General features: G+C 59.5%; 10 protein-coding genes. All 10 read right to left on the bottom strand.

What is annotated here, in order from left to right:
• Nucleotides 1-58: 58 nt before the first annotated feature.
• A complete protein-coding gene (locus ACMG4N_RS10340) occupies nt 59-1,960 on the bottom strand; it encodes an ATP-dependent DNA helicase RecQ (protein WP_414431566.1) in 1,902 nt (633 codons plus the stop codon).
• Nucleotides 1,961-2,200: 240 nt separating this feature from the next.
• Nucleotides 2,201-3,487: a tRNA lysidine(34) synthetase TilS gene (gene tilS, locus ACMG4N_RS10335; RefSeq protein ID WP_297763288.1), complete on the bottom strand. Its 1,287-nt coding sequence runs from the start codon at nt 3,485-3,487 to the stop codon at nt 2,201-2,203.
• Nucleotides 3,488-3,610: 123 nt separating this feature from the next.
• A complete protein-coding gene (locus tag ACMG4N_RS10330; RefSeq protein WP_297763285.1) occupies nt 3,611-4,582 on the bottom strand; it encodes an acetyl-CoA carboxylase carboxyltransferase subunit alpha in 972 nt (323 codons plus the stop codon).
• Nucleotides 4,583-4,820: 238 nt separating this feature from the next.
• The gene (dnaE, locus tag ACMG4N_RS10325; RefSeq protein WP_297763283.1) at nt 4,821-8,336 is read right to left on the bottom strand and encodes a DNA polymerase III subunit alpha; all 3,516 of its coding nucleotides are present in this window, start codon (nt 8,334-8,336) and stop codon (nt 4,821-4,823) included.
• A 66-nt stretch (nt 8,337-8,402) separates the two neighbouring features.
• Nucleotides 8,403-9,041 (bottom strand): ribonuclease HII, encoded by a 639-nt coding sequence (rnhB, locus tag ACMG4N_RS10320; RefSeq protein ID WP_297763281.1) that lies wholly within the window; start codon nt 9,039-9,041, stop codon nt 8,403-8,405.
• Nucleotides 9,041-10,195 carry a lipid-A-disaccharide synthase gene (lpxB, locus tag ACMG4N_RS10315; protein WP_297763278.1) on the bottom strand — a complete coding sequence of 385 codons (1,155 nt, stop codon included), beginning with the start codon at nt 10,193-10,195 and terminating at the stop codon, nt 9,041-9,043. Before lpxB ends, rnhB begins: the two co-directional genes overlap by 1 nt.
• 1 nt (nt 10,196) lies before the next feature.
• On the bottom strand, nt 10,197-10,964 hold the full coding sequence (gene lpxA / locus ACMG4N_RS10310; RefSeq protein WP_297763275.1) for an acyl-ACP--UDP-N-acetylglucosamine O-acyltransferase: 768 nt from the start codon (nt 10,962-10,964) through the stop codon (nt 10,197-10,199).
• Nucleotides 10,965-11,035: 71 nt separating this feature from the next.
• Complete coding sequence (gene fabZ, locus ACMG4N_RS10305; protein WP_297763273.1) at nt 11,036-11,476, bottom strand: 3-hydroxyacyl-ACP dehydratase FabZ; 441 nt, start codon at nt 11,474-11,476, stop codon at nt 11,036-11,038.
• 36 nt (nt 11,477-11,512) lie between these two features.
• On the bottom strand, nt 11,513-12,523 hold the full coding sequence (gene lpxD, locus ACMG4N_RS10300; RefSeq protein WP_297763270.1) for a UDP-3-O-(3-hydroxymyristoyl)glucosamine N-acyltransferase: 1,011 nt from the start codon (nt 12,521-12,523) through the stop codon (nt 11,513-11,515).
• Complete coding sequence (locus tag ACMG4N_RS10295) at nt 12,523-13,020, bottom strand: OmpH family outer membrane protein (protein ID WP_297763266.1); 498 nt, start codon at nt 13,018-13,020, stop codon at nt 12,523-12,525. The genes lpxD and ACMG4N_RS10295 overlap by 1 nt, the downstream gene beginning before the upstream one ends.
• Between the last annotated feature and the right edge of the window lie 9 nt (nt 13,021-13,029).

The following is a 13,029-nucleotide window of genomic DNA, read 5'->3' as shown; positions in this document are numbered from 1 at the left end:
AGGTCTGAATTAGCCAGGCTGCGCCAGGTGATCGGAATTCCCCCCCGTGCCCCCGGTGTCAGTCGCCCTTACAGGCGGCCAGCACCTCGGAAAACGGCGCCCCCATCTGTGAGCCGAACGACGGGTGTCGGGCCAGGCGGGCTCGGCTGGCTCTGGGGCTGGTGATGCCGCAGAGAAAGCGGGCCAACTGCCGGGGCGTGGTCAGGGCCTGGTGGTTTTCCTCACGCATGGCGTGAATCACTGCCGGGTCCGGTGCACGGTGGCGACGGGACGGCAACTGCGGCTGTTCGCCGAGGCAGGCGCTGCACTGGCCGCAGGGCTGCGCGAGAGTCTCGCCGAAATAGCCGACCAATGCCTGCTGGTGACAATCACCACTCCCCGCCCAGTCACACACCTGCTGCAAGCGCTGGATATCGCGCTGCTCACGCAGGGCAAACTGCTCCTGCATCCGCACGATCAAGGGCTCACTTTCCGCTGGCGGGTTGAGCATTCGATACCCCTGACGCACACCGGCCACCCGTAGCTCGATCATCTGCTGCTGTTCCAGATAGTTCAGGGCATTGAGGATCCGCAATCGATCATCGCCCAGTGTCTGGGCGGCGTCGATGGGCCGCAAGGTCAGCCAAACTCGACCCTCCTTACCAGTGGCAAACAGGCGATCCAGAAAAGCGGCCCGCTCCGGGTTGAAGCCGGCAAGAATCTCTTCCCTCGAACCCTGGAAAGCCACCTTGTATTCGGTATAGAACGGCGCCGTAGCGCGGATCACCCCTTCCAGTTCCAGGTAGGTCAGCAAGGTGTTGATGACCAGAGGCCGCACATCGAACTGCCCGGACAACTCATGAACGGCAAGGTCGAATTGCCCCGGCTGCGACAACAGCCAGCGAATCAGGGCAGCCAGCGACTCACCGTCCGGTGTATCCCCATAGGTGAAATTCTCCAGCACCGTCAGGTCATCCCGGTTGGCAAGCAGATGGCAATGGGAGGATTGTCCGTCGCGACCGGCCCGGCCAATTTCCTGCATATAGTTTTCCAGGGATTTGGGCAGGTTGTAGTGATAGATCGCGCGAATGTCGGCCTTGTCGATCCCCATGCCGAAAGCGATGGTGGCAACCACGATGTCGGTCTCCCCGGCCATGAACGCCTCCTGCACCTGATGGCGGGGCTCATCTTTGAGCCCGGCGTGGTAGGCCTGGGCATTAAATCCCTGTGCCTGCAAAAAGGCCGCCACCGTCTCGGCGGTCTTCTGCAAAGTCACATACACGATAGCGGGTTCAGCAGGCCGACTGGTGAGCTGATCCAGCAGGTACTGATCACGCTCGGCAGTACGGCAAGGGCGCACCGCCAGGGCCAGATTGGGACGAAAAAAACCGGTCTGAATATGATCCGCCCCGGCGATGTCGAAACTATCGCAAATCTGCTCTGCCACCTGCGGGGTGGCCGTGGCGGTCAGCGCCAGCACCCGGCCCACCTTGAGATCCCGGGCCAGCTGCGCCAGCTTCAGATAGTCGGGTCGAAAGTTATGCCCCCACTCGGACACACAGTGCGCCTCATCCACTGCCATCATGCTGATAGACAGGCGCTTCAACCGGGCCAGGAAACGCTCATTGGCGAGACGCTCCGGCGCCACATAGAGCAGCTTGATAGTGCCTTCGTCGAGACCTTGATAGATGGCCTGCAACTCTCCGGCGTCGACACTGGAATCCAGTCGTGCTGCCGGAATATTCAGGCGATTGAGCTGGTCCACCTGATCCTTCATCAGCGCAATCAACGGCGACACCACCAGCGTCAGCCCATCCAGCATCAATGCCGGCAACTGGTAACAGAGGCTTTTACCGCCGCCGGTAGGAAACACCGCCAACGCCGAGCGGCCAGCCAGCAGCGCGTCGATGACTGCCTGCTGACCGGGACGAAAGGTCGGGAGCTTGAATGTTTGTTGCAGTAATTGTTGCGCGTCTTGCATGGATACTCTTTTGGCTAATCAGGCGAAGTTCGGGGCACGCTGGCCAGGGTCATGGCTGCCTGCTTGCAGGCCCATAATCCAAAGGTACAGACCTGAAGTCCCCTGCTATATCAGTCAGCGTTGATCAAATCTGTAGGACATTGGCCAATCTGGAACGCTTCGTAGGGTGCACTGAGCCTAAGGCGAACTGCACCGTAAAACAGGCTGAAGGCCTCGCGGAGCAACCATCACTTCACATGGCTAACGAGAGTCCGGCAACAAAAACCATTCTTCACAGCTTGCTGCCTCTTCGCCATCCGCCAACCCTACCAGCGGCACCGATACCAGCGTCTCGCCCCGGTATAACAGTGGCCACTGATGACGCTGCCAGGGAGGCACGCCGGCCGCTCGCCACAGTTCCTTGATGCGCTGGTGCATGCCATTACGCAACAGACGGGCGCCACCAGTGAAGGGGCGCAGGGTGAGGTCACCAGGCGGGCGCATCAGGCTTACCCCGCCCTCCTCGGCCGTGGTCGCCAATCGCCAGAATGGCAGCGGGGGCGGGGGCGAGTCCGCCGACCAGAGCAACTCGCCCTGCCAGGGCGCCAAGGCGTCGCGGGGAAGCAAATACAAGGCCCCCTGAAACAAGCGCACTGCCCAGTGCCCCCATTCCACCCTGGCCTGGCTGTCTTGGGCGGCACCCCGCAGGGCCAGCAACTCGGCCAACACAGCTGCACTGGGCGCGCTGGCACCGCGACGATGAAGCCACCAACGTAACAGGTTTCGCTGCCGGGGCGGGCCTAATGCTGCCAGTGCCGCCAGTGGAAACTGTTCACTAACCCCACCGGCGTCAGCATCCTGTTGCGCCCTTTCGTCCAGCAACTCACGGGCATCGCCCATGTGCTGGGCAGTTCGGGCCAGAATTTCATCGGCCCCGCGCCAGCGCTGACGCAGGGCCGGTAAAATGCTGTGGCGCAGATAGTTACGGCGCAGGGATTGATCCTGATTGCTGGGATCATCCTGCCATTGCAGCCCCTGCTCATGGGCATGGCACTCCAAAACAGATCGGGGTTGGTCCAGCAGGGGACGCCATACGGCTATTCCCTGACGATGATCCAGGGCACGCATGGCGGCAAGCCCTTGCACACCCGCGCCACGCAGCAAGCGCAGCAGCAGGGTCTCGGCCTGATCATCGCGGTGGTGGGCGGTAATCACGGTGGCACCATCCCGGTGGGCGTCAGCAAACAGGGCCTGGTATCGCGCTTGCCGGGCCCCGGCTTCAATGCCCTTGCCGGCCTCCACCCGCACAGCGATTACCTCACAGGGCAACCCCATGGCTGAGACGACCTGCTGGCAATGTGCCGCCCAGTCACCGCTGTCAGGCTGTAATTGATGGTTGATATGAACCACTCGCAGGCGCGAGCCAAAACCGGCTTCCACCAGCAGGTGCAATAATACGGTGGAATCCAGGCCGCCACTGAAGGCAAGCAACAACGGCCCCGGTGGGGCCTGCTGTGCCAGATCAGAAATCAGGGGAAGGTTTGCCATTGGGAATCAGATTATCACGCTTGCCGGAACCGGGTTTTAGCAAAAAGGCGCCGCCGCCTTCGCTATGCAAACCTAGCTTCCCACAGCAGCGTGACGGGCGGCTAGAGGACGGCCGGCAGACGGTTATTCGTCGGCGGTAGCGCTGACGACATTGCCGTAGCTCATCAGCCGGTCGTAGCGGCGCTCCACCAGTGCTTCAACCTCCAGAGTCTTGAGCTCATCGAGTTGCTTGACCAGCGCCTTGCGGATGGCATCCGCCGCCTGGTCATAATCACGATGAGCGCCACCCAGCGGCTCCTTGATGACCTGATCGACGATACCCAACTCGTGGAGTCGGCCCGCGGTGAGGCCCATGGCCGCCGCGGCTTCCGGGGCCTTGTCGGCGCTGCGCCAGAGAATAGAGGCGCAACCTTCCGGGGAAATTACCGAATAGGTAGAGAATTCCAGCATCTGCAGGTGGTCACAGACACCGATGGCCAGCGCCCCGCCAGAGCCGCCCTCACCTACCACCGTGGCGATGATCGGTACTTTCAGCTGGGACATGACGCGCAGGTTGCGGGCAATGGCCTCGGACTGGCCGCGCTCTTCCGCATCAATTCCCGGGAACGCCCCGGGAGTATCGATAAAGGTAAGAATCGGCATTTTGAAACGCTCGGCCATCTCCATCAGACGCAGGGCCTTGCGGTAGCCTTCCGGCTTGGGCATGCCGAAATTGCGACGCACCTTCTCCTTCACTTCGCGCCCTTTCTGGTGACCGATCACCATCACCGGCTGACCGTTCAGGCGGGTAATGCCACCAACGATGGCCGGATCATCGGCAAAGGCACGGTCCCCATGCAGTTCATCGAAATCAGCGAAAATCCGCTTGATGTAATCCAGCATGTAAGGCCGTTTGGGGTGACGGGCCAGTTGCGAGATCTGCCAGGCACTGAGGTTGCTGAAAATGTTCTCGGTAAGCGAAATACTCTTTTCCTGCAGCTTGGCCACTTCCTCGGAAATGTTGACCTCGCTGCCACTACCTACCAATCGTAATTCCTCGATCTTCGCTTCCAGATCTGCGATGGGTTGTTCAAATTCGAGGAAGTTCGGGTTCATATCTCTGAGCCTGTTTATGGTGTTTTGCTGGCAACGCCGGGAAAAATCGCCCTCTCTGGCGCATGGCTGGCAGAATCGTCATCCCTGATCCCGCCGGAATTGGCCTGCACAAGTGTAGCCGTAACCGGATGACAAGGTCGAGACGCGAAGCCCACGGCTAGGTTGCAAACTGTTTCAGGGAATAAATCAGCTTCTAGCTTTTAGCTCGCAACTAGAGGCTAGTAGCTAGAAGCTGCTGTTAATACTCCATCCGCACTGCATCTTCGCCGAACTGCACTCGCAGCTCCTCTACCAGGGACTCGTGGGGGCTGATTTTCCAGGCCTCGCCCATCCAGAAGCTGGCAGCGGCGATGGGATGGTCCAGATCCAGCAGCACCGGGGTGCTCCCTCCCTGGTACGGAGCCAGCGTCTGTTGCAGGCGTCGGGGCAGCCCGTCGGATACCGGCACCGCCACACGCAGTCGCCGGGCGAAGGTTTCCCGGGCCTGGCGCATGTCCATGATTTCATCGGCGATGAGATTGAAACCGCCAGTATAGTCATCGTTACGGACACCGCCCTTGAAGATCAACAGGGCATCCTTTTGCACAAGATCCCCGTATTCAGCAAAGGTCTTGCCGAACACGGAGACTTCAACACGCCCGGTCTTGTCATCCAGGGTGACGAACGCCATACGCTCGCCGCTGCGCTTGCTGCGGGTTATACGCAAAGCCACCACCAGGCCGGCCACCGTTGCGGCCTCGCCTTTACCGGTGGGTAGCAGCGAGTTGAGCCTGGCGGAAACGAACTGGCGCACTTCGCTCTCATACTGATCAATGGGGTGGCCGGTGAGAAACAGCCCCAGGGTGTCACGCTCGCCGTTAAGACGAGTGTCGTCGTTCCATGAGCGGGCCGGTTTCCATTCCACGGCCGTGGCTGGACTTTCGTCCACCGCACCGAACATATCCATGATGCCGGCGGCCTCATTACGGGCATCCTGGTCGGCGGCGGCGATGGCATCGGGCAAGGTCGCCAGGATCGTGGCGCGGTCATGGAAGCTGGATCGCTTGTCGGAGGAAGGGGGGCCCAGCTTGTCCAGCACCCCGGCTCGCACCATGGCTTCCAGGGAGCGACGGTTGATCTTTTTCAGGTCGATACGGCGGCAGAAATCGAACAGGTCCTTGAAGCCACCACCGTCGGCGCGGGCGGACACAATGGCCTCGATAGGCCCCTCGCCCAGTCCCTTGATGGCGCCCAGACCGTAAACGATGTCGCCTTCCGGGTTCACCGTAAAACGGTAACCGCAGGAGTTCACATCCGGCGGCAACACCTGCAAGCCCATGGTCTTGCACTCGTCGATGAAGGTCACCACCTTGTCGGTGTTCTGCATATCGGCCGAGATGGTAGCGGCCATGAATTCCGCCGGATAGTGAGCCTTCAGCCAGGCGGTCTGATAGGCCACCAGTGCATAGGCAGCCGAGTGGGACTTGTTGAAGCCGTAGCCGGCAAATTTTTCCACCAGGTCGAAGATCTTCATGGCCAGGTCCGGGTCAACGCCCTTGCCCTTGGCACCCTCTTCAAAGATGACCCGTTGTTTGGCCATTTCTTCCGGCTTTTTCTTGCCCATGGCCCGACGCAGCATGTCCGCACCACCCAGGGTGTAGCCAGCCAGCTCCTGGGCGATCTGCATCACCTGCTCCTGATACAGGATGACCCCGTAGGACGGCTTGAGAATCGGCTCCAGCCATTCGTGCTGGTACTGCGGATCCGGGTAAGCCAGCGGCTCGCGGCCGTGTTTACGGTTGACGAAGTTGTCCACCATGCCGGATTCCAGTGGCCCCGGCCGGTACAGGGCCACCAGTGCAATGATGTCTTCAAAGACGTCGGGCTTGAGCTTCTTGATCAGCTCCTTCATGCCCTGACTTTCCAGCTGGAATACGGCGGTGGTATCGCCTTTCTTGAGCAGGTCGAAACTGGGCGAATCATCCAGCGGAATATGGTCGATGTCGAGATCATCCAGCCCTTCCCGCTGACGTTTGACGTTGGCAGCCTTCACCGCCCAGTCAATGATGGTCAGGGTCTTGAGGCCGAGAAAGTCGAACTTCACCAGCCCGGCGGATTCCACATCGTCCTTGTCGTACTGGGTTACCAGGTTGGTGCCGTCTTCCTCACAATAGAGCGGCGCGAAGTCGGTCAGCTTGCCCGGTGCAATCACCACGCCCCCGGCGTGCTTGCCCACGTTCCGGGTCAGGCCTTCCAGTTTCAACGCCATTTCCCAGATTTCGTTGGCGGAGTCCTTGTCGGAGTTCTCGTCGCTTTCCAAAAACTCGCGCAGGGTTTCTTCCTGCTCAAACGCCTTTTCCAGGGTCATCCCCGGGGTGGGCGGGATCATCTTGGAGAGCCGGTCTGCCAGGCCATAAGGCTTGCCCTGCACCCGCGCCACGTCGCGCACCACCGCCTTCGCCGCCATGGTGCCGAAGGTGATGATCTGGCTCACCGCATCACGGCCGTACTTGTCGGCCACGTAGTTGATCACCCGGTCGCGCTTCTCCATGCAGAAATCCACATCGAAGTCAGGCATGGATACCCGTTCCGGGTTAAGGAAACGTTCGAACAGCAGGTCGTAGCCAATGGGGTCGAGATCGGTAATCTTGAGGGCATAGGCCACCAGCGAGCCGGCACCGGACCCCCGCCCCGGCCCAACCGGCACCTCGTTGTCCTTACCCCACTGGATGAAGTCGGCAACGATCAGAAAGTAGCCGGGAAAGCCCATCTGGTTGATGATATCCAGCTCGAACTTGAGCCGGTCGTCATAGTCTTTGCGCTTGCTCGGGTACTCCGGGTCATTTCTGTCCAGCAACACCGCAAGGCGGTCTTCCAGGCCATCCCGGGAAAGCTTTTCGAAATATTGCTCAATGGTCATGCCATCCGGGATCGGGAAGTCCGGCAGGAAGTTTTCGCCCAGGCGAATATCCAGGGTGCAGCGACGGGCGATTTCGACGGTGTTTTCCAGCGCTTCCGGCAGATCGGAAAACAGCGCCGCCATCTCATCTTCCGATTTCAGGTACTGCTCTTCGGAATACTTCTTGGGCCGGCGCGGATCCTCCAGGGTGTTGCCATCATGGATGCAGACGCGGGCCTCATGGGCCTCGAAATCCCCCCGGCGAATAAACCGTACGTCATTGGTCGCTACCACTGGCAGAGCCAGTTCTGCCGCCAGAGCCACGGTGGCGTGCAGGCAATCTTCATCCCCCGGCCGGGAGGTGCGCTGGACTTCCAGGTAGACACGATCACCATAAACAGACTGCAGCCAGCGAGCCTGCTGGCGCGCCAGGTCGGTTTTTTCGGCCAGCAACAACTGCCCCACTTCACCCTGGCTGGCGGCGGACAGCACGATTAACCCCTCATGGAGTTCTTCCAGCCATTCTGCCTTGACCAGAGCCCTGCCCCGGTCCTGATTGGTCTGCCAGGCGCGGCTGATCAGCAAGGTCAGGTTCTGGTAGCCCTGTTCGTTCTGTACCAGGAAAGACAGCTTTGCCGGCTCTTCGATATGGGCGCTTTCCACCCACAGATCCGCCCCCATCAACGGCTTGACCCCAGCATTCATGGCTGCGGAGTAGAACTTGATCATGGCGAACAGATTGGAATCATCCGTCACGGCCACCGCCGGGATGGCCTGGCTGGCACAGGTCTTGATCAGTTCCTTGACCCGCACGACCCCGTCCACCAGGGAATAATCGGTGTGCAGGCGCAGGTGGACAAAACGGGGGTCACTCAATGGGGTGTTCCTCAGTGTTGCTGTGTTCGTAACGTATTTCGGCAAGCCGCCCCGGTCAGTGCCAGGTCAAACATGGACGCCGAGAATTCTGGCCACCGGCGCAAAGGAGCGGCGGTGTTGAGCCAGAGCACCATGTTGTTCCAGCGCGGCCAGATGCACCTTGGTTGGGTAACCCTTGTGGCGATCGAAGCCATACTGGGGATGTTGCTGGTGAAGCTGCTGCATTTCCCGGTCGCGAGCCACCTTGGCCAGAATGGAGGCTGCGGAAATGGCTGGCACCCGGCCATCACCTTTCACCACCGCCTCTGCCGGACAGACAAGCTCGGGGACGCGGTTACCGTCCACCAGCACGGCGTGCACGTCAAGAGGCAAGGCAAGTACCGCACGCTGCATGGCCAGCAAGGTGGCATGGAAGATGTTCAGCTCATCAACTTCTTCCGGTTCAGCGCGCCCCAGCGACCAGGCCAGAGCATGAGACTTTATCTCAACTTCCAGCTGCAACCTTTTCTTTTCACTGATTTTCTTGGAGTCAGCCAGACCGGGGATCGGGCGCGCAGGATCCAGCACCACTGCGGCGGTCACCACCGCTCCCACCAAGGGACCGCGACCGACCTCATCCACACCGGCCACTCGCATACCCGGCTGCCAGCGAAACACGGAAGGAATGAAAGGCTCGGCCAGGGCGTATTCGGAAAACGGATCCATCAGCTGCGCTCCAGCAGTTGGCTGACCGCATCCGCCGCTTTTTCACTGGCACCACCACGCAGCTGTTCGTGCACGGCACGGAAGCGGGACTTGAGGGCATCAGCCTGATCCGGGTTATCGAACCAATGGCCCACGGACTGCACAATGGCGTCGGTGGTCAGGCCGTCCTGGATCAGCTCGGGGACCATTTGTTCGCGACAGAGCAGGTTGGGCAGCGACACGAATTCGCTCTTCACCAATCGACTGGCGATGGCATAGGTAATGCTACCCACCCGGTAGCCCACTACCATGGGTTTACCCACCAACAGGCCCTCAAGGGTCGCTGTACCAGAGGCCATCAGAATCACATCTGCCGCCGCCATCACGGTACGGCTTTGCCCGTCTACCAGGGTGACCGGCAAATCCGTCGCTGTATCCAGCAATGCCTGAATCTGTTCACGGCGGGCACTATTGGCTGCGGGAATCACAAAGTGCAGATCCGGCCGCCGAGCATGCAGGGCCAGCATGGCATCCAGAAAGGCGGGCATCAGCTGCCCCACTTCCCCGCCCCGGCTGCCTGGCAAGACTGCCAGAATGTCGGCACTTTCCGGCAGACCAAGCTCGGTACGCGCCGCCGGGGTATCCGTTTCCAGGGGTACACGGTCCGCCAGGGGGTGGCCCACAAACGCCACCGGCACCTGGTGTTGCTCGTAAAAGCGCGCTTCGAACGGCAGCAAGCAGAGCATCAAGTCGATGCTGCGCTTGATGCCCTTGATTCGGCCCTGCCGCCACGCCCACACCGAAGGGCTCACGTAATGGACGGTTTTCAGACCCTGTGCGTGGAGGCGTCGTGCGATGGGGAGAGTGAAATCCGGCGAATCAATGCCGATGACCACATCCGGGCGCTGTTCGAGCAGGAAGCTCACTAGCTGTTTGCGCAGGCGCAACAGTTCCGGCAGATGCGCCAGCACTTCGGTAATTCCCATCACCGAGAGCTTTTCCATGGGAAACAGGCTGGAGAGACCAGCGGCGGCCATTTCCTCGCCACCGACACCGATAAATCGGGCCCCCGGATAACGAGCCTGCAGGCCCTGCATCAATCCTGCACCAAGAATATCGCCGGAGGCTTCTCCGGCGATCAGGGCAACAAGCGGAGCGTCCTTGCTGGCTTCCATCTCAGCGGGTGATACCGCGTTCGGATGCCTTGAGCGAATCAATAAGCAGTTGCAGCTCGTCGGAGGCTTCCATGGCTTCCATCTCTGCCAGAGCCTGCTCCAGGGTCAGCCCCTGGCGATACAACACCTTGTAGGCGGTACGCAGAGACGCGATGGTCTGTTTGGACCAGCCACGGCGTTTCATACCCTCGAAATTCATGCTGCGAGCCTGGGCCGGGTTTCCGGACACCATCACGTAGGCGGGAATATCCTTGAGTACCAGAGAGCAACCGGAGGTCATGGCATAGGAGCCAATCTTGCAGAACTGATGAACCCCTGTCATGCCACCCAGAATCACGCCATTACCCACATGGGCGTGCCCGGCAATAGAGGCATTGTTGGCGAAAATGCAATCATCACCCACCATGCAGTCATGGGCTACATGCACATAGGCCATCAGTAGATTACGGCTGCCGATCCTGGTCAGGGAATTGTCCTGAATGGTACCGCGATGAATGGTCACCGACTCACGGATCACATTGTCATCACCGATTTCCAACCGGGTTGGCTCACCCTTGTACTTCTTGTCCTGGCAGTCTTCACCCACGGACGCAAATTGGAAAATATGGTTGTTCTTGCCAATGGTGGTCGGTCCCTTGATGACCACATGAGAGGCAATGACGGTACCGGAACCGATTTTTACATCGGGGCCGATGACCGTATAGGGGCCGACCTGCACATCCTCTGCAAGCTCCGCGGCCGGATCGATAAGGGCGGTCGGATGTATCATGGAATTTTCGCTTTATTCTGCTGTAAATACAGGGAGTATACGCCAAACCGTTATGGCATATGCCGCCCGACTCAGACCTTCTGTTCAGCCACAAGCATTTCGGCACTGGCGACGATCTTGCCGTCAACCTTGGCCTCACAGGCGAACTTGAGGATGTTGCGTTTGGTCATGATGAACTCGGCACTAAGGTGCAGCGTGTCACCCGGCACCACACGACGCTTGAAGCGCGCGCGGTCAGTGCCAACCAGCAAATAGATAAAACCGTCGCCAGGTTTCTTGTTCTCGGTAACAAAACCGAGGATTCCCGCCGCCTGAGCCATGGCCTCGATGATCAGCACACCCGGCATGATCGGTTCATGGGGAAAATGACCATTAAAGAAGGGCTCGTTAATGCTCACGTTCTTGATCGCTTCAATGCGCTTGCCGGGCTCCACATCAAGAACACGGTCAATCAGCAAAAAAGGGTAACGGTGCGGCAGGTATTCCCTGACCGCCTGAATATCCATCATCATGTGTTCCACACAGGCAAGTGCCGCAATACGCGGTCGTTAATCGCTTGAACGTTCCAGTTTGCGCACACGGCGAGCCAGATCATCAAGATTTCGGAAGCGAGCCACATTTCGACGATAGCGACTCTGGGTATCCACGGGTAACGCTGAGCCATAAGTACCAGGCTCTTTGATGGAACTCGACACCAGTGACATGGCCAGTATCTGCACCTTGTCACAGACTTCGATATGCCCGGCAATCCCGGCAGCCCCGCCGATCAAGCAGTAGGCGCCGATTTTGGCAGAACCGGCAATACCGGCTTTACCCGCGATAGCCGTATGGTTCCCGATCACCACGTTGTGGGCAACCTGGATCTGATTATCCAGAATCACACCATCACCAATCACAGTGTCTTCAATGGCACCCCGATCCACGGTGGTACCGGCGCCGATTTCCACATCTGCGCCGATGATGACACCGCCGACTTGATGCAGCTTGGTCCAGCCGCCGCCATTGAAGGCGAAGCCGAAACCATCGCCGCCAATCACGCAATTGGCATGTATGATAGTGCGCGGGCCCAGTGTCACACCATGATAAATTGTAACATTTGGCCAGATCTTGCACTGATCCCCGATCACCGAACCGGCGCCCACCACGGAATTGGCCATGATCACGGCCCCCTCGCCTACCGTTACACCGGCATCGACCACCGCATTGGGGCCGATGGAGGCGGAATCGGCAATCCGGGCCTGCGGATCCACCACGGCAGAGGGATGAATGCCCGGGGTTGCTACCGGCGCGGTTTCGAAAAAGGCACTGGCCCTGGCAAAACTCAGATACGGATCTTTCACGATCAACGCAGCCACCGGGCAGAACTCCCGCTGGGACTCGGGGATCAGCACCGCAGCAGCCCGCGTCTGCTCCAGGAAGCTGCGATATCGGGGATTCGCCAGAAAGGTCAGCTGGCTGTCCGTGGCAGATTGTATTGTACCCAGACCGTCCACCGGCTGGTCGGGATCTCCGACCAGCTCGGCGTCCAGCTGCCGGGCCAGTTCACCGAGAGTCAGCATTACTTCATCTTGTTCAGTTGTTTGGTTACCGCTTCAGTGATATCCAGATCCGGCTTGGTGTAAATCACTGCCTGGGCGCTGACAACCAGATCCAGGTTTTCTTTCTTGGCCACTTCGGCAACGGCACTTTGCAGCTTCGGCTCCATTTCCTGCAGCAGTTCACGCTGGGCATCGTTGGCACGCTTTTGCAGTTTGCGCTGCAGGCTCTGGATCTCGATCATTTTCTGCTGACCTTCGGTCTGCATCTGCTCTTGCTGCTCGGAAGACATGGTCATGCCTTCTTTCTGCATTTTTTCCTGCATCTTTCCCACTTCCTGACGCAGGCTGTTGAGACGCTGCTCATCGGCACCCAGCTCTTTTTCCAGTGCACTCATGCGGGATTTCACGTTGTCAGCAGCCTGCAGCGCACCGATGGGGTCAATCACGCCCACACGACTTTCAGCCATGGCGAGTGCCGGCAACATTACAGCAAAAACAGCAATCCATTTTTTCATCATTATTAAACT

Origin of the sequence: Alcanivorax sp. IL2 (assembly GCF_047495475.1) — a bacterium.
GTDB lineage: Bacteria > Pseudomonadota > Gammaproteobacteria > Pseudomonadales > Alcanivoracaceae > Alcanivorax.
Note: the sequence above shows the minus strand (reverse complement) of the source record. Positions and strands in the feature narration are given on the sequence as shown.